18 protein-coding genes and 1 tRNA gene are annotated in these 23756 nt (G+C 68.3%); 9 read left to right on the forward strand and 10 right to left on the reverse strand.

All coding sequences use genetic code 11. The features are described 5' to 3' along the window. The first annotated feature begins 75 nt into the window (after positions 1–75). Positions 76–4698, forward strand: a complete 4623-nt coding sequence (gene gltB, locus CJZ98_RS09930; protein ID WP_094590898.1) for a glutamate synthase large subunit — start codon at positions 76–78, stop codon at positions 4696–4698. Here the strand turns inward: gltB and lipA are convergent. Next, positions 4695–5564, reverse strand: coding sequence for a lipoyl synthase (gene lipA / locus CJZ98_RS09935; protein ID WP_094590900.1), 870 nt, complete (start codon positions 5562–5564; stop codon positions 4695–4697). The two genes, gltB and lipA, sit on opposite strands and share 4 nt — an antisense overlap. Positions 5565–5706: 142 nt before the next feature. Here lipA and CJZ98_RS09940 point away from each other — a divergent pair. Beyond that, positions 5707–5780, forward strand: a tRNA-Pro gene (locus CJZ98_RS09940). A 39-nt stretch (positions 5781–5819) separates the two neighbouring features. Here the strand turns inward: CJZ98_RS09940 and cobJ are convergent. Both cobJ and CJZ98_RS09950 read right to left on the reverse strand, forming a co-directional pair. Continuing rightward, positions 5820–7715, reverse strand: coding sequence for a precorrin-3B C(17)-methyltransferase (cobJ, locus tag CJZ98_RS09945; RefSeq protein WP_094590902.1), 1896 nt, complete (start codon positions 7713–7715; stop codon positions 5820–5822). Beyond that, entirely contained in the window at positions 7712–9427 is a 1716-nt protein-coding gene (locus CJZ98_RS09950) for a hypothetical protein (RefSeq protein WP_094590904.1), read from the reverse strand. Before CJZ98_RS09950 ends, cobJ begins: the two co-directional genes overlap by 4 nt. 452 nt (positions 9428–9879) lie before the next feature. On the opposite strand from CJZ98_RS09950, the gene psaA reads away from it, so the two are divergent. Further along, positions 9880–12183, forward strand: coding sequence for a photosystem I core protein PsaA (gene psaA, locus CJZ98_RS09955; RefSeq protein WP_094590906.1), 2304 nt, complete (start codon positions 9880–9882; stop codon positions 12181–12183). 19 nt (positions 12184–12202) lie between these two features. After that, complete coding sequence (psaB, locus tag CJZ98_RS09960) at positions 12203–14416, forward strand: photosystem I core protein PsaB (protein ID WP_094590908.1); 2214 nt, start codon at positions 12203–12205, stop codon at positions 14414–14416. A 104-nt stretch (positions 14417–14520) separates the two neighbouring features. On the opposite strand, the gene CJZ98_RS18310 is transcribed toward psaB, so the two are convergent. From CJZ98_RS18310 to CJZ98_RS09980, 5 genes are all read right to left on the reverse strand, one after another. Further along, positions 14521–14688, reverse strand: coding sequence for a hypothetical protein (locus tag CJZ98_RS18310; RefSeq protein WP_157910950.1), 168 nt, complete (start codon positions 14686–14688; stop codon positions 14521–14523). Between the two features lie 6 nt (positions 14689–14694). After that, positions 14695–15294, reverse strand: a complete 600-nt coding sequence (locus CJZ98_RS09965; RefSeq protein WP_094590948.1) for an L-threonylcarbamoyladenylate synthase — start codon at positions 15292–15294, stop codon at positions 14695–14697. 99 nt (positions 15295–15393) lie between these two features. After that, complete coding sequence (prmC, locus tag CJZ98_RS09970) at positions 15394–16350, reverse strand: peptide chain release factor N(5)-glutamine methyltransferase (protein ID WP_094590910.1); 957 nt, start codon at positions 16348–16350, stop codon at positions 15394–15396. Positions 16351–16381: 31 nt separating this feature from the next. Then, entirely contained in the window at positions 16382–17623 is a 1242-nt protein-coding gene (locus CJZ98_RS09975) for a DNA-processing protein DprA (protein WP_094590912.1), read from the reverse strand. A gap of 27 nt (positions 17624–17650) precedes the next feature. Beyond that, positions 17651–18118 carry an acyl-CoA thioesterase gene (locus CJZ98_RS09980; protein WP_094590914.1) on the reverse strand — a complete coding sequence of 156 codons (468 nt, stop codon included), beginning with the start codon at positions 18116–18118 and terminating at the stop codon, positions 17651–17653. Between the two features lie 70 nt (positions 18119–18188). Here CJZ98_RS09980 and CJZ98_RS09985 point away from each other — a divergent pair, with 70 nt between their 5' ends. Then, positions 18189–19037: a universal stress protein gene (locus CJZ98_RS09985; RefSeq protein WP_094590916.1), complete on the forward strand. Its 849-nt coding sequence runs from the start codon at positions 18189–18191 to the stop codon at positions 19035–19037. A 157-nt stretch (positions 19038–19194) separates the two neighbouring features. Here CJZ98_RS09985 and psbM read toward each other — a convergent pair whose 3' ends face one another. Next, the gene (psbM, locus tag CJZ98_RS09990; protein WP_094590918.1) at positions 19195–19302 is read right to left on the reverse strand and encodes a photosystem II reaction center protein PsbM; all 108 of its coding nucleotides are present in this window, start codon (positions 19300–19302) and stop codon (positions 19195–19197) included. A 48-nt stretch (positions 19303–19350) separates the two neighbouring features. Next, positions 19351–19851, reverse strand: coding sequence for a 2Fe-2S iron-sulfur cluster-binding protein (locus tag CJZ98_RS09995; RefSeq protein ID WP_094590920.1), 501 nt, complete (start codon positions 19849–19851; stop codon positions 19351–19353). A gap of 318 nt (positions 19852–20169) precedes the next feature. Between CJZ98_RS09995 and psbB the strand changes: the two genes are divergently transcribed. The 4 genes from psbB to CJZ98_RS10015 all read left to right on the forward strand — a co-directional run bounded on the left by psbB (position 20170) and on the right by CJZ98_RS10015 (position 23744). Further along, the gene (gene psbB / locus CJZ98_RS10000; RefSeq protein WP_094590922.1) at positions 20170–21729 is read left to right on the forward strand and encodes a photosystem II chlorophyll-binding protein CP47; all 1560 of its coding nucleotides are present in this window, start codon (positions 20170–20172) and stop codon (positions 21727–21729) included. A 24-nt stretch (positions 21730–21753) separates the two neighbouring features. Then, the gene (locus tag CJZ98_RS10005; protein ID WP_006042122.1) at positions 21754–21849 is read left to right on the forward strand and encodes a photosystem II reaction center protein T; all 96 of its coding nucleotides are present in this window, start codon (positions 21754–21756) and stop codon (positions 21847–21849) included. 191 nt (positions 21850–22040) lie between these two features. After that, the gene (gene nrdR / locus CJZ98_RS10010) at positions 22041–22538 is read left to right on the forward strand and encodes a transcriptional regulator NrdR (RefSeq protein WP_094590924.1); all 498 of its coding nucleotides are present in this window, start codon (positions 22041–22043) and stop codon (positions 22536–22538) included. A gap of 141 nt (positions 22539–22679) precedes the next feature. Beyond that, entirely contained in the window at positions 22680–23744 is a 1065-nt protein-coding gene (locus CJZ98_RS10015; RefSeq protein ID WP_094590926.1) for a 30S ribosomal protein S1, read from the forward strand. Positions 23745–23756: the final 12 nt, after the last annotated feature.

Genomic DNA, 23756 nt, shown 5'->3' on the forward strand with positions numbered 1-23756 from the left:
TTCTCAGCGCGGGGGGCGTGGGACAGGCGAGAGCCTGCGTCCGCCCCCCGCGGTCCGCCAGGTTGTCGCCGGGTCATGCCGCAGTCGTCGAAGTCGCAGTCCTCCCCCTCCGTCTGGCCGCACTGCGACAGCCCGGCTCCGGCGGCCGTGGCGGGCGAGAAGGACGCCTGCGGCGTGGGCTTCCTGGCCAACCTGCAGGGGGAGGCCAGCCACTGGGTGCTGCAGCAGGCCCTGCGCGGCCTGGACTGCATGGAGCACCGCGGCGGCTGCGGCGGCGATGGCGATTCCGGTGACGGCGCCGGCGTCCTGTGCGGCATCCCCTGGAGCTTCCTGGAAGCGGTCTGGCCCGAGGCGGCCGCCTCGGGCGACACCCCTCGCGGTCTGGGCATGGTGTTCCTGCCCGCCGACGCCGCCAGGCGTGAGCAGGCCAAGGCCTTCTGCGATGAGGCGGCCGCCGTGCTCGGCCTGCGCAGCCTGGGCTGGCGCGAGGTGCCAGTGGAGCCGTCCGTGCTCGGCCCCCTGGCCCTGGGCACGGCGCCCCACATCGCGCAGTGGTTGGTGGCTGGTGACGTGGCCGGCGATGCCCTCGAGGCCCTGCTGTTCCGCCTGCGCCGCCGCTGCGGCGACCGGGCCCGTGAAGCCTGGGGACACGGACCCAGCGACCTCTACTTCGCGTCGCTGAGCGGCCGTACCGTCGTCTACAAGGGAATGGTGCGCTCGGAGGTGCTCGCCTCCTTCTACGGAGACCTGCGCGACGAGCGCTTCGCCGTGAGCTTTGCGGTGTACCACCGCCGCTTCAGCACCAACACCCTGCCCCGCTGGCCCCTGGCCCAGCCGATGCGGCTGCTCGGCCACAACGGCGAGATCAACACCCTGCTGGGCAACCTCAACTGGGCCCGCGCCTCCGAATCCAGCCTCGATGCGGTGTGGGGTGAGGCGGCTGCCGACCTCAAGCCGGTGGTGAACGCGGCCTTCAGCGATTCGGCCAACCTCGACGCCACCCTGGAACTGCTGGTACGCAGTGGCCGGCCGATCACGGAGAGCCTGCTCACCCTGGTGCCCGAGGCCTTCCGCGACCAGCCCGAGCTGGCCGATCGGCCCGAGATCCAGGCCTTCTACGAGTACTCCGCCTGCACCCAGGAGCCCTGGGACGGCCCGGCTTTGCTGGTGTTTGCCGATGGCCGCAGCGTGGGGGCGACCCTCGATCGCAACGGCCTGCGCCCCGCCCGCTACTGCATCACCAGGGACGGCTTTGTGGTGATGGGCTCCGAGACCGGCGTGGTCGAGCTCGAGGAGAGCCGCATCATCGAAAAAGGGCGCCTCGGCCCCGGCCAGATGCTGGCGGTGGACCTGGAACAGGGCCGCCTGCTGCGCAACTGGGAGGTGAAGGCCGAGGTGGCCGCCCGCCATCCCTACGGAGCCTGGCTGGCGGAGCACCGCCGCAGCCTGGGCTCCCATCCCTGGACCCAGCAGCGGGAGCTCGGCGATCTGGAGCTGCTGCAACTGCAGACGGCCTTTGGCTTCACCGCCGAGGACTTCGACCTGGTGATCGAGGACATGGCCGGCGCCGGCAAGGAGCCCACCTACTGCATGGGCGACGACATTCCCCTGGCTGTGCTCTCGGATAAGCCTCACCTGCTCTACGACTACTTCAAGCAGCGCTTTGCCCAGGTCACCAACCCGCCGATCGATCCGCTGCGGGAAAAGCTGGTGATGAGCCTGGAGATGCACCTGGGCAAGCGGGGCTCTCCCCTCAGGCCTGAGGCCGCATCAGCGGCGGTGCTGCACCTGGCCAGCCCGATCCTCAATGAGACGGAGCTGGCGGCGCTGAGCCAGCAGGGCCTGCCCGTCACCACCCTCTCCACCCTGATGGCCGTCACCGATGGCCCTGACGGCCTGGAGGCGGCGGTGCAGCGGCTCAGGGCCGAGGCCGAGGCTGCCGTGCGCGGCGGCAGCCAGATCCTGGTGCTCTCCGATCGGCTGGGCCTCGATGGCCAGCCCGGCGGCCTGACTGCCACCACCACCTACATCTCACCCCTGCTGGCGGTGGGGGCGGTGCATCACCATCTGCTCAACCTGGGCCTGCGGCTAAAGGCGTCCTTGGTGGTGGACACGGCCCAATGCTGGAGCACCCATCACCTGGCCTGCCTGATCGGCTATGGCGCCAGCGCCGTCTGTCCCTGGCTCACCTGGGAGACCAGCCGCCACTGGCTGGCCCATCCCCGGGTGCAGAAACTGATCGAAAACGGCAAGTTGCCGGCCATCAGTCCCGATCAGGCCCAGGCCAACGTGCGCAAGGCCCTGGAGGACGGACTGCGCAAGATCCTCTCCAAGATCGGCATCTCCCTGCTGGCCAGCTACCACGGCGCCCAGATCTTCGAGGCGATCGGCCTCGGCGCCGACCTGATCCAGCTGGCATTCAATGGCACCACCAGCCGCGTGGCGGGCCTGAGCCTGGGCGAACTCGCCAGCGAGACCCTCAGCTTCCATGCCAAGGCCTTCCCCGAGCTGAACCGCACCAAGCTCGAGTTCATGGGCTTCGTGCAGTACCGCACCGGCGGCGAGTACCACCTCAACAGCCCGGAGATGGCCAAGGCCCTGCACGCGGCCGTCAAGGCGGGCCCCGGCTACGACCACTTCTCCACCTACAAGACCCTGCTGGAGAACCGGCCGGTCACGGCCCTGCGCGACCTGCTGGAGCTCAAGCCCGCGCCCGCGCCCCTGCCGATCGAGCAGGTGGAGAGCGTGGAGAGCATCTGCAGCCGCTTCTGCACCGGCGGCATGAGCCTCGGGGCCCTCTCGCGGGAGGCCCATGAGGTGCTGGCCATCGCCATGAACCGCATCGGCGGCAAGAGCAACAGCGGCGAGGGCGGCGAGGATCCGGCCCGCTTCAAGGTGCTCGACGACGTCGATGCCGAGGGCCGTTCCAGCACCCTGCCCACGATCAAGGGTCTCCGCAACGGCGACACCGCCTGCTCGGCGATCAAGCAGATCGCCTCAGGCCGTTTCGGCGTGACCCCGGAGTATCTGCGCAGCGGTCGCCAGCTGGAGATCAAGGTGGCCCAGGGGGCCAAGCCCGGCGAGGGGGGGCAGCTGCCCGGTCCGAAGGTGGACCCCTACATCGCCTGGCTGCGCAACAGCAAGGCCGGCGTGGCGCTGATCTCGCCGCCGCCCCACCACGACATCTATTCGATCGAGGATCTGGCCCAGCTGATCCACGACCTGCACCAGGTGCACCCCGCCGCCAAGGTGAGCGTGAAACTGGTGGCCGAGATCGGCATCGGCACCATCGCCGCCGGCGTGGCCAAGGCCAACGCCGATGTGATCCAGATCTCCGGCCACGACGGCGGCACCGGTGCCTCGCCCCTGAGCTCGATCAAGCACGCCGGCGGTCCCTGGGAGCTGGGCCTCACCGAGGTGCACCGGTCCCTGCTCGAGAACGGCCTGCGCGACCGGGTGCTGCTCCGCGCCGATGGCGGTCTCAAGACCGGCTGGGACGTGATCATCGCCGCCCTGCTGGGCGCCGAGGAATACGGCTTCGGCTCGGTGGCGATGATCGCTGAGGGCTGCATCATGGCCCGCGTCTGTCACACCAACAACTGCCCGGTGGGCGTGGCCACCCAGAAGGAGAACCTGCGCAAGCGCTTCCCAGGCGTGCCTGAGCACGTGGTGAACTTCTTCCTGTTCGTGGCCGAGGAGGTGCGTCAGCTGCTGAGCGTGCTCGGCGTGGTCCGCCTCGAAGACCTGATCGGCCGCACCGAACTGCTGCAGGCCCGCACCGTGCAGCTGGCCAAGACCAAGGCCCTCGATCTCTCCTGCCTGATCGATCCGATCCCGGCGGCGGCCGATCGCGCCTGGCTGCAGCACGACGCGGCGGCCCACGGCAACGGCCCGATCCTGGAAGACCAGCTCCTGGCCGATGCCGAGGTGTTGGCGGCCATCGAGGGCCACGGCCGCCTGGCCCGCACCCTGGCGATCGTGAACACCGACCGCAGCGTGGGCGCCCGCCTCTCGGGCGAGATTGCCGCGCGCCATGGCAACACCGGTTTTCAGGGCCAGCTCGATCTCACCTACGAGGGCGCCGCAGGCCAGAGCTTCGGGGCCTTCGTGCTCCAGGGCATGAACGTGCGCCTGGTGGGCGAAGCCAACGACTATGTGGGCAAGGGCCTCAACGGCGGTCGCCTCACCGTGGTGCCCCCCGCCGGCGTGCAGGATCCCGGTAGCCAGGTGATCCTGGGTAACACCTGCCTCTACGGCGCCACCGGCGGCGAGCTGTTCGCCCTGGGCCGCGCCGGTGAGCGCTTCGCCGTGCGCAACAGCGGTGCCCGCACCGTGGTGGAGGGCGCCGGTGACCACTGCTGCGAGTACATGACGGGCGGCGTTGTGGTGGTGCTGGGCTCCACGGGGCGCAACGTGGCTGCCGGCATGACCGGTGGCGTGGCCTTCCTGCTGGATGAGAGCGGCGGCCTGACGGAGCGGGTGAACCCCGAGATCGTGGCGATCGCCAATCTCACTACCCCTGAGCAGGAAGCCCTGCTGAGGCCCCTGCTGGAGGCCCATCTGCAGGCCACCGGCAGTGCCAAGGCCGCGGCGATCCTGTCCGATTGGAGCAGCTGGAAGGCCCGCTTCAAAGTGCTGGTGCCCCCCAGCGAGAAAGCGACAGTGGGCCTGGCCGAGCGGGAGGCGGTGGCGGCCTAGCGGGGGTACTGCCGCATCAGCCGCTGCACCTCGCCGGCGTGGTAGCTGCTGCGGGTGAGGGGCGTGCTCACCACCTGCAGGAAGCCCAGGGCCTCCTCGCCGTGGCGGCGGAAGTCCTCGAATTGCTCGGGGGTCACGAACCGGTCCACTGGCAGGTGCTTGGGGCCGGGAGAGAGGTACTGGCCGATGGTCACGATGTCCACCTGGTGTCGGCGCAGATCTGCCATCACCTCAAGCACCTCGGCGTCGGTTTCACCCAGACCGGTCATCAGGCCCGATTTGGTGTAAGTGCGCGGCCAGCCGCTGCGCACGCGTTGCAGAAGCTCCAGGGAGCGCCCGTAGATCCCCTGGGGCCGTGCCTTCTTGTAGAGCCGCGGCACGGTTTCGATGTTGTGGTTGAGCACCTCCGGGGCGCCCTCCATCACGGCGGCAAGCGCCTCCCAGTTGCCGCAGAAATCCGGGATCAGCAGCTCGATCGTCGTGAGCGGTGAGCGGGCCCGCACCTGCTCGATGCAGGCGACGAACTGACTGGCCCCTCCATCGTCCAGGTCGTCGCGGTTCACCGAGGTGATCACCACGTGCTTGAGCCCCAGTCGAGCCACCGCCTCACCCAGGCGCTCGGGCTCGCTGGGATCGAGCGCCCGCACGCTCTTGTCGAAGTCGATGTCGCAGTAGGGGCAGGCACGGGTGCAGCCCGGCCCCATGATCAGGAAGGTGGCCGTGCCGCCGGCGAAGCACTCGCCGATGTTGGGGCAGCTGGCCTCCTGGCAGACGGTGTTGAGCTTCAGATCCAGCAGCAGGTCGGCCACCTCGCCGATCCGTTCCCGCTGGGGAGCCTTGACACGCAGCCAGTCGGGTTTGAGCAAGGCGGCGGACCTCCCGGAGGTGTGGCGGCCACCGACTCTAGAAAGCGGCCCCGATCCCCTGGCTCTCCTGCCCCTGGTTGCCCCGCCACCAGCACGGCGGGCCCGGGGTGTGTGGGAGGGCCATCTCCTACACTCCCCCCATCGGGATGTAGCGCAGCTTGGTAGCGCACTTCGTTCGGGACGAAGGGGCCGCAGGTTCGAATCCTGTCATCCCGACTCTTCTCCTCACCTGAGCCTGCACCGGCCCGCGGCCCCTCAGGCCAGCTCGGCGCCGGGGTACCCGCGGGGCGTCACCAGGCGGCCGCCCGCCACCCGACTGCTGGCGTTGCCGATCAGCACCAGGGTGAGCATGTCCACCTGCTCCAGGGGCAGATCCCCCAGGGTGTGCAGGCTCACCTGCTCCTCCTGCCGGCCCAGCTGGCGCGCCAGCACCACCGGGGTCTGTGCCGGCCGACCGCCCTCCAGCAGCAGCTCGCGGGCTCGGCCCAGTTGCCAGTCGCGGCCGCGGGAGCGGGGGTTGTAGAGCGCCACCACGAAGTCGCCGGCGGCCGCTGCCCGCAGCCGCTGCTCGATCACCGCCCATGGGGTGAGGCGGTCGCTGAGGCTGACGGTGCAGAAGTCGTGCATCAGCGGGGCACCGGCCCTGGCCGCCGCCAGCTGCAGCGCCGAGATGCCGGGGTGCACGGTGAAGCCGGGGCGATCGCCGGCCTCCAGGGCCATCCACTGCTCGAGGGCCAGGCCAGCCATGCCGTAGATCCCGCTGTCGCCGGAGGAGATCAGCGCCACCGTGAGCCCCTGGCAGGCCATCTCCAGGGCCTCGCGGCAGCGCTCCCGCTCCTGGGTGAGCTGGCCATCGCTGCGCAGCTGATCGGGCCGCCGCAGCGGCTCCAGTAGATCCAGGTAGAGGCCATACCCCACCCAGACATGGCTCTCCGCCAGGGCGCGGCGGGCGTCGGGGGTGAGCAGCTCCAGGCTGCCGGGGCCGCTGCCGATCAGGTGCAGCTGACCGCGCTGCGGCGCCCACTGGCTAGCGGCCGCGGCGATGGCCAGGGTGGCGGCGCCCCGCTCGCCAGCCCCAGGGCGCTCGATCCGTTTTTCCAGCCGCAGCTGGGCGCCCGGGCCGGCCGCCAGCAGAGCGGCAGCCTCGGCCACGCTGGCGGTGCCCAGCTCGGCGGCCACGACGGCCGATGGATTCGGCACCGCCACGGCGTTCAGGGCTTCGGCTTCAAAGCAGCGCAGGGGCCATCCCCGCCGTTCGGCCAGCTGCAGCAGGGCCGGTTCATCGGCCTTGCGATCTGCGCTGGCCAGGCCGGCTACGGCTTCAGCGGCCAGCCCCTGTTCCGCCAGGGCTCCGTCCACCATCCGCTCCAGCAGGCTCAGGCTGGTGTTGCGTTCGCAGCCCACCCCAAGCCAGAGGCTGGGGGGGTGCCAGCGGCAGCCATCACCCCGCTCTGCGGCCACCACCAGCCGTCTAGCCACGGCCGCTTCCTGGGGGTGGTCCTGCTCAACCGACTCGGGCTCGGACAGCAGCCCCTGGGCTGCGTCGAGCTGCCGCCAGCGGCCGTTGCCCGCCTGCTGCGCCACGGCGATCGGCTCACCGCGGGCGAAGCCCTTCATCAGTGCGTCCCAGTCGCCGCTGCCGCGCCGCCATCCCCAGGCCCGGCCGAAGCTGTCGAGGGCCAGGCGACCGTCGCCGCTGCTGGCGCCCGTCAGCACGGCCTCGCCGCCCAGCACTGCGGCGATCCGCTGGCTCAGCACCTCCGCGCCGCCGGCGTGGCCCCCGATCAGGGGGATGGCATAACGGCCGGCGGGATCGAGCACCACCACGGCCGGATCGCTGGTCTTGTCCCCCAGCAGCGGAGCGATCAGTCGGGTGATGGCGCCACAGGCCCCAACCGCCACAAAGGCCTGGCTGCGTGGCCACTCACTGGCCAGCAGCTCCCCCAGGCTGCGGGCCGCCCAGTCGCACTCGTTGGCCCTCGGGGGGGTGGTTTCAGGCTGGGCGGAGATGCCCTCGCCCGGCTGGGGCGGCAGGGCGATCCGATCGATCAGGCCTGCCGCCAGCAGGCGCCGCAGCAGGGGAAGGCCGGCGCCGCCGAGGCCAAAGCCCCAGCGCAGGGTGGGGTCTTGGCCGGTCCCGGGGATGCTCATCGCTGCAGCCTCTCGCGCAGGCGGGCCAGGGGGCCGGAGCCCTTGGGCTTCACGAGGGAGCCATCGGCGTTCACCAGCTGTCGTGCGGAGCCGGCCAGGCCGGTGCTGGGCGCAATTCGCTCCTCGACGGGGCTGGGAGCCGCGGACTGGGCGGGTGGTGGTGGTGTCTGGGGGGGCGCCGCCGGGGTCGCAGGCGGCTGGGGCGCGGCCGCATCGTTGGAGGCTTGGCGCGGCTCCGGAGCCGAATCTGTCGCGCTGGGTTCCCCTGCGACTGCTTCCGAGCTGGTGAGAGCCTCTCGGGCCGGGCTGGCCTCCGCCGCCGGGGCCTGCGTTGTCTGGTTTTCGGCGTCGGGTGCCCAATCGTTGCTGGCGGCCATGGGGGGAGCAGCCGTGGCCATTGCGTCGGCCTCATCAGCCTCCGGGGCGGCAGGAGGCGAAACCTCAGGGCTCGCCGTCTGGCCATCGGGGCGTTCTGCGGCCGAGCCTGTGGGTTCGGGCCGACTTTCGAAGGCTGTTGGCGGTGCGCTCGTTGCTGGTGGGGTGTTTGCGGGCCCTGGGGCTGTGGGGGCGGAAGCCCCAGCCCCCTCGGATTCGGACCCACGCTCGGCGCCGATCTCGGGGGCGGCCTGCTGCAGTAGGCCCGCGCCGGACTGCGGAGTCTGGGGGGCCGCCGGAGTGATGCTCCCGGGTCTCGCCGCGCCGCTTCCGGCAATCCCGTCTTGGCTCTTGCCGGTTTGGCGCCCGCTGCGTTCGATCTCCTCTCCCAGGCCTTGCTGGTCGTCTTCAATTCCACCCTCGCCCGCGTCCACGGGAGCCAGGCCGCTGAGCTGATCCAGCTCCAACGGCGTCAGGCTGCCGCGCAGCCAGCCAGGCCGCGGCCCCGGTTGGATCTGAACCTCCCGCACCAGGCTGTTGAAGGGGCTGTTCAGGGGCTCGCCGCGCCCGTCCAGCAGCTCCAACTGCAGGGCATTGCTGCCGCTGGTCAGCCCCCGCAGCCAGAGCGGGGCGTGGCGGTCCACCAGGAAACTGTCGCCGTTCACGGTCACCCGCAGGCGCCAGCGACCGTCGCCCTCGCGCAGGTTCTGCAGGGGGGCATCGAACAGTAGCCAGTCGATCAGCACCGGCTCGGCCTCCGCCAGGCCGTCGGGGCTGGCCAGAACCAGTTGGGCACTGCCGGGGGCGGGCAGCTGCTGGGGGTTGGCAGCCACCCGGTGCAGCCGGACCTGACGGCTGGCGCCTGGGCTCTTCACCGCCTCACCCCAGGGTCGGGCCGCATAGACGGTGACCCGGTGGCTGCCGGGGGCCAGCTCGGGCAGGCTCAGCTCCCGGAGCTCGTCCGGGTGGCTCAGGCGCCGCACGGTTTGCCCGTCCACCTGGACCACCAGATGGGGGCCCAGGCCCAGGGGACCCGCATCCGCCAGGGGCCAGTCGCGCAGCCGCAGCCGGAGGCTCCAGGGACCGGCGGGCAGCAGGGCCCCATCGGCGGGGGCCAGGATCTCCAACTGCGGATCCCGCTCCTCCAGTCGCTCGGCCAGCTGGCGCACCAGCGGCGGCGGGGAGACCTCCTGCAGTCGGCCGGTCGGCGCGGTCCCGGCGATCGGAGCCTGCGCTGCTGGCGTCGGGGCCTGGCCGACCCGGCTGCAGCCGCTGTCCACCAGGATCAACCCCACCAGCACCAAGGCCATCAGGGCCCGAAGCAGCGCAGCCACCATGCCGGCTTCTCCTCCTATGTATGGGGTGCTTGTGGGCGCATTCTGCAGCGCGGCCCGAGCCCGGTCGGAAGACCAAAGCGAATCCCACAAAGATCTTTGCGGGTGAGATAAAAGAAGGCCTCTAATCAGCCTGTTTCCGATGATTCTCTCCCTGGCCGAGAGCGCAGTCCCTGACTGGCTCGGGCCGGGATTGAACCTTTGTAACTCCCCGCCCAGGAGGCTTAGAGATCGCCTTTATACTCACGCCAGCGGTCCCCTCTTTGGGGCCCCAAGCTCCAGTCGTGGCAAGCGGTTTCGGCTCCTGTCGCAGCCCTTGCCCCGGCTGGCGCCCATGGCCCTGGACGGTCACCCCGTCCGGTCCATGTGGCTCCACCGGTCTCGGCTCCCGGCTTTCCGGTCCGGTCCGGAGGGGTGGACCTCCACCTCGACCCCGTCCCTCGAGGAACGTCTCGATGACCATCAGCCCACCAGAGCGTGGGAAAACGGCGAAGGCCCAGGTCGACCGGGTGAACAACCCGGCCACCTTCGAACTGTTCGGCAAGCCCGGCCACTTCGATCGCAGCCTCGCCAAGGGTCCCAAAACCACCACCTGGGTTTGGAACCTCCACGCCAACGCTCACGACTTCGATAGCCACACCAGTGATCTCGAAGAGGTCAGCCGGAAGATCTTTTCGGCCCACTTCGGTCACCTGGCCGTCATCTTCATCTGGTTGAGCGGCGCCTTCTACCACGGAGCCCGCTTCTCCAACTACTCCGGCTGGCTCACCGACCCCACGCACGTCAAGCCCAGTGCGCAGGTGGTCTGGCCGATCTTCGGCCAGGAGATCCTCAATGGCGATGTGGGTGCCGGTTTCCACGGCATTCAGATCACCTCCGGTCTCTTCCACGTGTGGAGGGCCTGGGGCATCACCAACGAAACCCAACTGCTGGCCCTGGCCATCGGTGCTCTGGTGTTCGCTGGCCTGATGCTCAACGCAGGCGTCTTCCACTACCACAAAGCAGCTCCCAAGCTTGAGTGGTTCCAGAACGTTGAGTCGATGCTCAACCACCATCTGGCCGGTCTGCTTGGTCTGGGCTCCCTGTCCTGGACGGGGCACCTGATTCATGTGTCCCTGCCCACCACTGCGCTGATGGATGCCATCGACGCCGGCAAACCGCTGGTGCTCAACGGCAAGACCATCGCCACCTACGCGGACATCCCCCTGCCCCATGAGTTCCTCAACCAGGATCTCATCGCGCAATTGTTCCCAGGTTTCGGTGCCGGCATCAATGCCTTCTTCACCGGTAACTGGGCGGCCTACAGCGATTTCCTCACCTTCAAGGGTGGTCTGAATCCTGTGACCGGCAGCCTGTGGATGACCGACATCGCCCATCACCACCTGGCGATTGCGGTGCTGTTCATCGTCGCCGGCCACCAGTACCGCACCAACTGGGGCATCGGCCACAGCATCAAGGAGATTCTCGAGGGTCAGAAGGGTGATCCCCTGCTGTTCCCGGCCTCCAAGGGCCACGACGGTCTCTACGAGTTCCTCACCACCTCCTGGCATGCCCAGCTGGCGGTGAACCTGGCCCTGTTCGGCTCGCTGAGCATCATCGTGGCTCAGCACATGTATGCGATGCCTCCGTATCCCTACATCGGCATCGACTACCCGACCCAGCTGTCGATCTTCACGCACCACACTTGGATCGGTGGCTTCCTGATCGTTGGTGCCGGCGCCCACGCCGCCATCGCCCTGATCCGCGACTACGACCCTGCTAAGCACGTGGATAACGTGCTGGATCGGGTGCTGAAGGCCCGCGACGCCCTGATCAGCCACCTCAACTGGGTGTGCATCTGGCTCGGCTTCCACAGCTTCGGCCTCTACATCCACAACGACACCATGCGTGCCCTGGGCCGTCCCCAGGACATGTTCAGCGACTCCGCCATTGCCCTGAAGCCCGTCTTCGCGCAGTGGATTCAGGGTCTGCATGCCGCTGCCGCTGGCAGCACCGCTCCCAACTCCCTGGCTGGAGTGAGCGAAGTGTTCAACGGTTCCATCGTGGCCGTTGGCGGCAAGGTGGCCGCCGGTCCGATCCCCCTGGGAACGGCCGACTTCCTCGTCCACCACATCCATGCCTTCACGATCCACGTCACCGTGCTGATCCTGCTGAAGGGTGTGCTCTACGCGCGCAGCTCCCGCCTCGTCCCCGACAAGGCGAACCTGGGCTTCCGCTTCCCCTGCGACGGCCCCGGCCGTGGCGGTACCTGCCAGGTTTCGGCTTGGGACCACGTGTTCCTGGGCCTGTTCTGGATGTACAACTCCCTGTCGATCGTCATCTTCCACTTCTCCTGGAAGATGCAGAGCGATGTGTGGGGCACCGTCAACGCAGACGGTTCCGTGTCCCACATCACCAACGGCAACTTTGCCCAGAGCGCCATCACGATCAACGGCTGGCTGCGTGACTTCCTGTGGGCCCAGGCCGCACAGGTGATCAACAGCTATGGCTCTGCCAGCAGCGCCTACGGTCTGATGTTCCTGGGTGCCCACTTCGTCTGGGCGTTCAGCCTGATGTTCCTGTTCAGCGGCCGCGGCTACTGGCAGGAGCTCATCGAGTCCATCGTCTGGGCTCACAACAAGCTGAAGGTTGCTCCCGCTATTCAGCCGCGGGCGCTCTCGATCACCCAGGGCCGTGCCGTTGGTGTCGCCCACTATCTGCTGGGCGGTATCGCGACCACCTGGTCCTTCTTCCTGGCCCGCATCATTGCGGTCGGCTGACCTCACCTGACCTTTCCCAATGGCAACGAAATTTCCTTCGTTCAGCCAGGGTCTGGCACAGGACCCGACAACCCGTCGTATTTGGTACGGGATCGCCACGGCTCACGACTTCGAGAGCCATGACGGAATGACGGAGGAGAAGCTTTACCAAAAGCTCTTCTCCACCCACTTCGGTCACCTCGCGATCATCGGCCTCTGGGTTTCGGGCAACCTGTTCCACGTCGCCTGGCAGGGCAACTTTGAGCAGTGGGTCGCCGATCCTCTGCATGTCCGTCCCATCGCCCACGCGATCTGGGATCCCCACTTCGGCCAGGGTGCCATCACCGCCTTCACTCAGGCTGGTGCCACCTCCCCGGTGAACATTGCGTACTCCGGCGTGTACCACTGGTGGTACACGATCGGCATGCGCACCAACGCCGAGCTCTACCAGGGTTCGATCTTCCTGCTGATCCTTTCGGCTTGGGCCCTGTTCGCTGGCTGGCTGCACCTGCAGCCCAAGTTCCGGCCTTCCCTGGCCTGGTTCAAGAACGCTGAATCCCGTCTCAACCACCACCTGGCGGTTCTGTTCGGCTTCAGCTCCATCGCCTGGACCGGTCACCTGGTCCACGTGGCCATCCCCGAGTCCCGCGGTCAGCACGTCGGTTGGGACAACTTCCTGAACGTCCTGCCCCACCCCGCCGGTCTGGCTCCGTTCTTCACCGGCAACTGGGGTGTGTATGCCCAGAACCCTGATTCCCTGAACCAGGTGTTCGGCAGCAGCACCGGCTCCGGTACCGCGATCCTCACCTTCCTCGGTGGTTTCCACCCCCAGAGCGAAGCCCTGTGGCTCACGGACATCGCCCACCACCACCTGGCGATCGGCGTGATCTTCGTGATCGCCGGTCACATGTATCGCACCAACTTCGGGATCGGTCACTCGATCCGCGAGATCCTCGAAGCCCACAACCCCCCCAAGGGCACCCCTGGTGACCTGGGCGCTGGCCACAAGGGTCTGTACGACACCATCAACAACTCGCTCCACTTCCAACTGGGTCTGGCCCTGGCCTCCCTGGGCGTGGTGACGAGCTTGGTGGCACAGCACATGTATGCGATGCCGTCCTATGCGTTCATCGCTAAGGACTACACCACCCAGGCTGCCCTCTACACGCACCACCAGTACATCGCCATCTTCCTGATGACGGGTGCTTTTGCCCACGGTGCGATCTTCTTCATCCGCGACTACGACCCGGAAGCCAACAAGGACAACGTGTTGGCTCGGATGCTCGAGCACAAGGAAGCCATCATCAGCCACCTGAGCTGGGTGTCCTTGTTCCTCGGTTTCCACACTCTGGGTCTCTACGTTCACAACGATGTGGTCGTGGCTTTCGGTGCTCCCGAGAAGCAGATCCTTGTGGAGCCCGTCTTCGCCCAGTTCGTTCAAGCCGCTTCCGGCAAGGCGATCTATGGCTTCGACGTGCTGCTCTCCAACCCCAACAGTGCCGCCAGCCTGGCTTCGGCCAACATCGCCGGCGACCACTATTGGCTGGATGCCATCAACGGCACCACCGATCTGTTCCTGCCGATCGGCCCTGGTGACTTCCTTGTGCACCACGCCATCGCGCTGGGTCTGCACACCACCACCCTGATCCTGGTGAAGGGTGCCCTGGATGCCCGGGGTTCCAAGCTGATGCCCGACAAGAAGGACTTCGGCTACTCCTTCCCCTGCGACGGCCCCGGCCGTGGCGGTACTTGCGACATCTCGGCCTGGGACGCCTTCTATCTGGCTGTCTTCTGGGCCCTGAACACCGTGGGTTGGGTCACCTTCTACTGGCATTGGAAGCACCTCGCCATTTGGCAGGGCAACGTGGCTCAGTTCAACGAATCCAGCACCTATCTGATGGGCTGGTTCCGCGACTACCTGTGGCTCAACTCCTCTCAGCTGATCAACGGATACAACCCGTTTGGCACGAACAACCTGGCTGTCTGGTCCTGGATGTTCCTGTTCGGTCACCTGATCTGGGCCACCGGCTTCATGTTCCTGATCTCCTGGCGTGGCTACTGGCAGGAACTGATCGAGACCATCGTCTGGGCGCATCAGCGCACCCCGCTCGCCAACCTGGTGGGCTGGCGCGATAAGCCCGTCGCCCTCTCGATCGTTCAGGCCCGTGTGGTGGGTCTGGCCCACTTCACCGTCGGTTACTTCGTGACCTACGCCGCCTTCCTGATCGCCTCAACTTCCGGCAAGTTCGGCTGATGGCCTTGGCCGACCGTATGGTCGGCCTCTCCAACGCCGCCTTGCTCCCTTGAGGGACGCTTGAAACCCCTGGCTTCGGCCAGGGGTTTTTTGTTGGCCGTTGCTCAGCGCTTCGGGGCGACGCTGCCGGCGGTGATCCAGACCACTACCCCAAGCAGCAGCCAGCCGATGCTCCGGCCCTCAAACAACCCGGTGCCCAGCTTGAGCAGCGGCTCCATCAGCCAGTGGTTCAGGCCCATCACGGCCACCACCAGAAGCATCAGCCAGGGCATGGCGGCTCAGCTCCTGGGGGAGCCCAAGGGCGATGGCAGCGATACGGCGCCCTGGCGAAGCAGCTGCCAATGGCCTGCGCCGCCCCATGCCACCACGGTGCTGGCCTGACCGGAACCCGGCGGCCAGGGCGTAGGTGCCAGTAACGACACGTCTGGGAACCGCTCGTGCGCCTCGCTGGCCGTCAGGCACGGGGGTTCTCCGGATCTGTTGGCGCTGGTGGTGGCCAGTGGTCCCGTTAGCCGCAGCAGCTCCAGGGCCATTGGGCACGCCGGCACCCGCAGTCCCAGGCTGTTGCCTCCAGGGTTCAGCTGCTCCAGCAGCGGGCCCCGGGCTGGCAGAACCAGGGTGAGCCCCCCTGGCCACTGGGCCTCTGCCAGTTCGCGCCAGGCGGGCACGACCGGCAGTCCCAGCTGCTCCAGCAACTCCTCGAGGCCAGCCCCCATGAGGATCACAGGCTTGTGGCTGGGCCGGTCCTTCAGCTCCCAGAGCTGGGAGGCGGTCTCGGGCCTGGCCGCCAGGGCAGGCAGGGTATCGGTGGGGAAGAGGGCTGCCGCTCCCGCCCGTATGTGGTGGTTCAGGGTGGCGGCATCGAGCGCGGCGGGGATGCACGCCCTGGCCTCGGGGGAGTGGCTGGATCCGGCTTGGGGACGCGAGGTCACGGCTGAGTCGGCAGAGGGCGCAAGGTGGCGCTCGTGGCTGTTGGTCTAGGTGAGGGGCACTGCGGCATGGGGGCGCCGTCCGCGGGCAAAGCGCCAGCGGCCTTCCAGGTCGTGGTGGGCTTCCACATCCACCAGGCCACCGCTTCTGAGCAGGTTCCGCACGGTGTCACTCTGGTCGTGGTGGTGCTCCAGTAGCAGCCAGCCGCCGGGTGCCAGGGCCTGCGCGGCTCCCGCCGCCAGCTGGCGGATTGCGTCCAGGCCATCGCCGCCGCCATCGAGGGCCAGGGCGGGCTCGTGATGCCGCACCACCGGCTCGAGCTGCTCCCACACGGCTGTGGGGATGTACGGCGGATTGCTCACCACCAGATCCAGCCGGCCCCAGAGCTCACGCAGTGGCTCCCACCAGCTGCCTTGGCGTAGCTGCACCCGGTCGCCCACCTGGGCCCGCGCCAGGTTGGCTTCAGCCTGGACCAGGGCGTCGGGGCTCAGGTCCACGGCCAGGCCCTGGCTCTGGGGCAGGCAGCGTGCCAGGGCCACGGCGAGGCAGCCGGAGCCGGTGCCGAGGTCGGCCCAGCGGTGCGGTGTCCGGGGATCCACGCCTGCGAGCGCGAGCTCCACGAGCAGCTCGGTTTCCTGGCGCGGGATCAGCACCCCGGGAGCAACCTGCAGCTCCAAATCCCGCCACGGACAGATCCCCACCAGATATTGCAGGGGGGCGGCGCTGCGCAGGTGTTCACCCCAGAGCTGTTCCAGCTCTGCCAGATTTCGCTGCAGTCGTACGGGCCGTTGGGGGTGGAGGCGCAGGGCCTGAAGCGACTGCCATCTCACGCCGCCACCCAGATCCAACAGCCAGTCGAGGTCGCCGGCCTGGCCGCCCAAGCTCAGTTGGTGGCGACGCCAGGCCAGCAGCTCCTCCCCCGAGATCACGCGCCCGCTGGCGGTGTCCGTTGCGTTCTCACCCGGCCCCTGCGGGTTTCCGCTTTGGCGGGGGGGCTGCACCATGGATGCACCCTAGGCAGACGTGGCCGGCGCTTCAGCAGGGTCGCCACCACAGGCCGGGTTCGGCCCTGATCTGACCGGTGAGCTCCAGGCCCAGCAGCGCCCGGGTGACCTGGCTCGGCCCCTGACCCAGCCGGCTGCACAGCTGTTCCAGCGAGGCGCCTGCCCCCAGCGCCTCCAACAGGCCGATCGCTTCTGGCACCTCGGCGGCGTTCCCGTCTGGTCCATCGCTGGCCTGGCGATCCTTGGCGGGCTGCGCTAGGCGAGCGGAGGGCACCCGCCGTGCCAGTGGGCCCGGCCCCAGGGAGCGGATCAGATCGGCGGGATCCAGCAACACGGTGGCGCCGCTGGCCAGTAGGCGGTTGCTCCCCAGTGCCGACTGCTTGCCGGCATCGGCGGGCACCACCCACAGGGGCAGGCTCTCGCTCCAGGCCAGCTCGGCCGAGTGCAGGGCCCCGCTATTCACAGGGCATTCCACTACCACCAGGGCCTGGGCCAGGGCCACCTGCAGGCGATTGCGCTGGGCAAAGTGGCCGGGCCGCACCGTGGCGCCCGGCTCCTGCTCACTGACCAACATCCCGGCCCTGGCGACCTCCGCCTGCAGGACGCTGTGGTGCCGGGGGTAGACCCGCCCCAGGTGGGTGCCGAGCACGGCCACTGGCCGGCCCCCTCGCTCCAGGCATCCCTGGTGCACGGCGGCATCGATCCCCTCGGCCAGGCCGCTTACCACCGGCCAGCCGGCCTCGGCCAGGGCGGCGCCAAGGGCCCGGGCCATGGACAGCCCGTGGGGGGAGGGGCGCCGGGTGCCCACCACGGCAATGGCCTGGCGCCGCCGCAACGGCCGCCACAGGCTGCCGTTGCCCTGCCAGTGCAGCCGCAGCGGCGGGCGTTCCAGGTTCCTGGCCGCCTCTGGAAAGCCCACATCCGGCGGCACCAGGGTGCGGCGCTGGGCGAGGCGCCGGCGGGTGGGGCCATCGATCGACGATGGGATCGGCGTGTCGCCCCAGCGCTGCCGGTAGGCCTCGATGCGTTCACTGGCGGCGCTGCCCAGCGCCAGCCGGGCCTGAAGCTCCCTGCGCGGCGCTGCCCAGGCCCGCTCCAGGCTGCCGTACGCCGTCTGCAGAGCCTGAAGGCGTTGCCAGCCGATGCCGGGGCAGCCGCTCCAGAGCAGCCACCACAGCCGGAGGGCCTCCGCGGCCCGGGGATTCGCCTCCGGTTCAGGCACTTCAGACCGGTGCGCTTCCGCGCCGAAGGCCGCAAACAGCAGATCCCCCATGCGATCCCGGGCTAGTACAGGCGTACTTTAGCCCTGCTCTCGTTCCTTGGTCGCGGGGCCTCGCTGCAGTCGCTCGATGGCGGCGCCCAGGTCCTCCGGCAGGCGGCGCAGCAGGCGCCGCCGATCGGGGCCCGCCGAGAGGTCCACCAGTACCAGCTCCACGCGCGCCTCGGCCGCCACCGCGCCGCTGGGGGCGATGAAGCGGCTTCGCCATGGCAGTTTCACCCCCTGGCGAGGCAGCACCGCGCTATGGAGCCGCACCCGGTCGCCGTGCAGCAGGGCCTGGCGGTAGTCGATTGCCAGGGACACCACCGGCAGCTCCAGCCCCCGTGCCGACAGGTCGCTGTAGGCAAGGCCCGCGGCGGCCAGGGCCTCGACCCGGGCCTCCTCCAGCCAGGCCAGATAGGCCCCATGCCACATCACCCCGGCGTGGTCGGTGTGCTGCGGCAGCACCCGGCGCTCCAGGGTCCAGCCGTTGGGCAGTTGTGGCTCCATCACGGTGTGCGCTCCCGGCTGCTCAGCCCTTCGAATCGGCCATAGGCTGCCGGAGCGCGTTGCAACAGCCGTGTTCCGCAACCTTCTGATCGCCGATTCCGGCAAGGGCCACGTCGAGGAGATGGTGCGCATGCTGCGCGACATCCCCACCGTGCGCCAGGCCCGCCTCAACCTGCTGCACGTGGTGCCGGAGCAGGCCGGCGAGAACTTCGAGGAGCACTGGCAGAATGCCGCCGGCATCGTGGCCGAGGCTGTCAAGCGCCTGGGCCTTGACCCCAGCGAGATCAACACGATCATCCGCCAGGGCGACACCAAGCAGACCGTGCTGAAGGTGGCCGATGAGCTCGACAGCGACCTGATCGTGATGGGCTCTCGCGGCCTGGGTCGGCTCCAGTCGATCCTCAGCAACAGCGCCAGCCAGTACGTCTTCCAGCTCTCGACCCGGCCGATGCTGCTGGTGCGCGACGACCTCTACGTGCGCCACATCAACCGTGTGGTGGTGGCGATCGACGGCACTGGCGTCGGTGACGATGCCCTGCGTCTGGCGGCCGAACTGGTGCGGGGCATCCCCGGCGGCAGCCTGATCGGCGTCCACATCAGCCGCCAGGACATCACCCCGTCACGCGGAGGCAAGTCGCCCGCGGACGAACTGCTCGAGAAGGCGGTTCAGCGGGCCCGGGGCCTCGGCGTGGAGCTCCAGCCGGTCCATGCCACCGGCGACATCGGCCGCGGGGTCTGCGCCGCCGCCGCCGAACACAAGGCCGACCTGGTGGTGATCGCCTCCCAGGACCGGCGCCCGCTCGTGGCCAAGGCTCTGGTGGACCTGGATCGCCTGCTGGGCACCTCGGTGAGCGACTACATCCGGGTTCACGCCCCAGCGCCGGTGCTGTTGGTGCGCGAGCCGGAGGGGCGCCGCTGAAGGCGCAGGCCGTCCCGCTACCCGAATCTGGAGCGGTATGAGCAAACCCCCGGTCAGGGCCTTGGGCCTCGACCGGGGGTTTGTGTTGGGTGCACTGTGGACTCGCTCTAGGTCTGCCGAGCTGTCAGGGCGAAGGCGGACCAGGACGACCAGCCGATCAGCCGCCCTGGCGGCTGCTGGTCTGGATATAGAGCACGATCAGGAACACCGCTGGAACCAGCACGAACAACAGGCTGGCGACGAAGCCGAGGTCGTTGGTTTCCATGGCATTGGGATTGAGCCCTGCGACCGTATCACCGCCGATCGGCTCACCTCAGGCCTCTTCATCCGCCGTTGTGCTTTCGCCGCCGCCGGGCTGCTCCGGGGCCCTCGCCTCGAGATCCTGGCCCTGCGGGAGCTCATCGGCTGCGCTCTCAATCTCACTCTCCTCGATGGGCCAGGCGGTGGGGCCAGCGGGCAGGGGCTCGGCCTTGGCGGCCGCAATCCGCGCCTCGGCGTCGGCCAGGCCCGCCTGGGGCCGGGTCAGCACCAGCACGGAGTGCTGCACCAGGGTCTGACAGGCCAGGCGCCACTGCTGGGGCCGGCGCAGCAGCTTGCGCTCCTCCACGGCAGTGCGGGCGCTGAGGCTGCCGGGTGAACTCTCCCCCACCACCTCCACGAAGCAGGTGATGCACTGGCCGCAGCCACCGCAGTTGCCGAGCTTGCCCTTGAGTCCGTAGAGCTCCAGCCCCTCGCGCAGGGCCACCTCGCGCAGGTTCTCGCCGGGGTAGCACTCCACATCGCGCCCCTCGCGCACGAATCGGATCACGGGCATGGCGGAGGTGGCGAATCTCCTCCATTGTGAGTGGTCGCGTTGCGTTTTGTAACCGCTGCGCCTGCGCCGTTGGCCTCGCGCCAGCTCCCTGAGTCGCCTGGCCCGCGTCAGGCCGGCCCCGCGCCCCATCACGGCTCATTTCAGCTCCAGGCGGGGCAATCCGCTGGGCCTATGGAACCCCTTACCATCGCCAGCACGGATCGAGCCTTGACTGGGTTCCGCTCTGCGGTCCCCCCCCAGCTCATCTCGGTCGTGCTGCTGTCCGCCCCCGGGTCCACCGGTTCGGACGGCTGGTTGTTACCCCGGACCTAAACCCCCATGGGATTGCCCTGGTATCGGGTGCACACGGTCGTCATCAACGACCCGGGCCGTCTGTTGGCCGTGCACCTCATGCACACCGCTCTGGTCGCCGGCTGGGCCGGCTCCATGGCTCTCTACGAGCTGGCCATCTTCGATCCCTCCGACCCGGTGCTCAACCCCATGTGGCGCCAGGGCATGTTCGTCATGCCCTTCATGGCGCGTCTGGGCGTGACCGGCAGCTGGAGTGGCTGGAGCATCACCGGTGAAACCGGTGTTGACCCCGGCTTCTGGAGTTTCGAAGGTGTGGCAGCAGCCCACATCATTTTCAGCGGCCTGCTCTTCCTGGCCGCCATCTGGCACTGGACCTACTGGGATCTGGAAATCTGGCAGGACCCCCGCACCGGCGAGCCGGCGCTGGACCTGCCCAAGATCTTCGGCATCCACCTGCTGCTGGCGGGCCTCGGCTGCTTCGGCTTCGGCGCCTTCCACCTCACCGGCGTGTTCGGCCCCGGCATGTGGATCTCAGATCCCTATGGCCTCACCGGACACTTGGAGGCCGTGCAGCCGTCCTGGGGACCTGAGGGCTTCAACCCCTTCAATCCTGGCGGCATCGTGGCCCACCACATTGCCGCCGGCATTGTGGGGATCATCGCTGGCATCTTCCACATCACCACCCGTCCGCCGGAGCGCCTTTACAAGGCCCTGCGTATGGGCAACATCGAGACGGTGCTCGCGAGCGCCATTGCCGCTGTGTTCTTCGCCGCCTTCGTGGTGGCGGGCACCATGTGGTACGGAGCGGCGGCCACCCCGGTCGAGCTGTTCGGCCCCACTCGCTACCAGTGGGACCAGGGCTACTTCAGAACCGAGATCAACCGCCGCGTGCAGACCGCCCTCGATGGTGGTGCCAGCAAGGCGGAGGCCTACGCCGCCATCCCTGAGAAGCTCGCCTTCTACGACTACGTCGGAAACAGCCCGGCCAAGGGCGGCCTGTTCCGCGTCGGCCCGATGGTGAACGGCGACGGTCTGCCCACCGGCTGGCTGGGTCACATCAGCTTCACCGACAAGGAAGGCCGCGATCTGCAGGTCCGCCGCCTGCCCAACTTCTTCGAGAACTTCCCAGTGGTTCTGGAAGACAGCCAGGGCGTCGTCCGCGCTGACATCCCCTTCCGCCGCGCTGAGGCGAAGTACTCCTTCGAGCAGACCGGTGTGACGGCCACCGTCTACGGCGGTGCCCTCAACGGCCAGAGCTTCACTGATCCCGCCGACGTGAAGCGTCTCGCCCGCAAGGCCCAGTTGGGTGAAGCGTTCGAATTCGACCGCGAGACCTATCACTCTGACGGCACCTTCCGCAGCTCCCCCCGCGGCTGGTTCACCTTCGGCCACGCCACCTTCGCCCTGCTGTTCTTCTTCGGCCACATCTGGCACGGTGCCCGCACCCTATACCGCGACGTGTTCGCCGGTATTGACCCGGATCTGGGCGAACAGGTGGAATTCGGTCTGTTCCAGAAACTGGGCGACCGCTCCACTCGCCGCCTGCCGGAGGGCTTCGTGCCCCCCGCCGGCAGCACCCTCAGCTGACCGCCAGTTCCACCGAGGTAACCCATGGAAAGCTTCGCTTACATCCTGATCCTCACGCTGGCGATCGCCACCCTGTTCTTCGCCATCGCCTTCCGCGATCCCCCGAAGATCGGCAAGTGAATCCGGACCGGGCCCGTTTGGGCTCTTCTGCCCCCGCCTTGGCGGGGGCTTTTTTGTGGCTCCGGCCGCTGAGACTCAGGCTCCGCTGGGGGGTGCTCGCGCCAGCGGCGCCAGATCCATTGCGCCAGAACCCTTCTCATCGGGGGCTTTGGTGTCTACACTTGCGGCACGCCCATGCGGTATCCCTAGGGATGCAATGTCCCTCCTGCCAGCACACCGAGAGTCGCGTGCTCGAGTCGCGTTCCGCCGACTCGGGTCGCAGTGTGCGTCGCCGGCGTGAGTGCCTGCACTGCGACTTTCGCTTCACCACCTACGAGCGCGTCGAGACCGTGCCGATCACGGTGGTCAAACGCAATGGCAGCCGCGAGACCTTCAGCCGCGGCAAACTGCTGCATGGCCTGCTTCGCGCCTGTGAGAAGACGGGGCTCGAGCCTGCCCGGCTCGAGACCGTGGTCGATGACCTGGAGTTGCAGCTGCAGGGCCGCAGCGGCCGCGAGGTGACCAGCAGCGAGATCGGTGAACTGGTGCTGGCCCAGCTCAGCGAGATGAGCGAGGTGGCCTACGTACGCTTTGCCTCGGTGTATCGCCAGTTCCAGGGCATCAGTGATTTCGTCGCCACCCTGGAGGGCCTCAGCCGCAGGCCGGGCCAGAAGGGTCGCGCTGCCGTCAAGTTGGCGGTCGTGGGCTGAGTCGCGCTGGCATCGGGTCACGGCGCCCTAGTCAGTTCCAGCGGGACAGGGTCTGTTGGTACGATCGTGGATTCCCCACGCGCCGTCGGCGGACGGTGTGGGGAACTCCATCGCCCTGCCCCAGGCAGTCCGCCACTCTCCATGACCGTGACCCCTTCCGACCTCAACGCCAGTGAGGCCGATCTCGCCGCTGCCGACCTCGAGTTTGCCATCGACGCCGCAGCCGACCTCGACATCCCGGAAGAGGTGCCCACCGCCGATGACCCCAGCAGCCGCGCTGCGGCCCGGGACATGGACGGCGTGGGCTTCACGCTGGAGGAGTTCGCGTCGCTGCTCAGCAAGTACGACTACAACTTCAAGCCCGGAGACGTGGTGAAGGGCACCGTGTTCGCCATGGAGCCCAAGGGCGCCATGATCGACATCGGCGCCAAGACCGCCGCCTTCATGCCCATGCAGGAGGTGTCGATCAACCGGGTGGAGAGCATCTCCGACGTGCTTGAGCCCGGTGAGGTGCGCGAGTTCTTCATCCTCAGCGAGGAGAACGAGGACGGTCAGCTCACCCTCTCGATCCGTCGCATCGAGTACCAGCGGGCCTGGGAGCGGGTGCGTCAGCTGCAGAAGGAAGACGCCACCATCTACTCCGAGGTGTTTGCCACCAACCGAGGTGGTGCCCTGGTGCGGGTGGAAGGCCTGCGCGGCTTCATCCCCGGCAGCCACATCAGCACCCGCAAGCCCAAGGAAGACCTCGTCGCCGACTTCCTGCCCCTCAAGTTCCTGGAGGTGGACGAGGAGCGCAACCGCCTGGTGCTCAGCCATCGCCGCGCCCTGGTGGAGCGCAAGATGAATCGCCTCGAGGTGGGCGAAGTTGTGATCGGTACCGTCCGTGGTATCAAGCCCTACGGCGCCTTCATCGACATCGGTGGTGTCAGTGGCCTGCTGCACATCTCCGAGATCAGCCATGAGCACATCGAGACGCCCCACACGGTGCTCAATGTGAACGACCAGATGAAGGTCATGATCATCGACCTCGACGCCGAGCGCGGCCGGATCTCCCTTTCCACCAAGGCCCTCGAGCCCGAACCCGGCGACATGCTCACCGACCCCCAGAAGGTGTTTGAGAAGGCCGAGGAGATGGCTGCCCGCTACAAGCAGATGCTGCTGGAGCAGGCTGAGGAGAACGAGCCCATGGGCGTCACCCTCGACTGATCCCAGGTTCCC

The sequence above is a fragment of the Vulcanococcus limneticus LL genome (assembly GCF_002252705.1).
Classification (GTDB): Bacteria; Cyanobacteriota; Cyanobacteriia; order PCC-6307; family Cyanobiaceae; genus Vulcanococcus; species Vulcanococcus limneticus.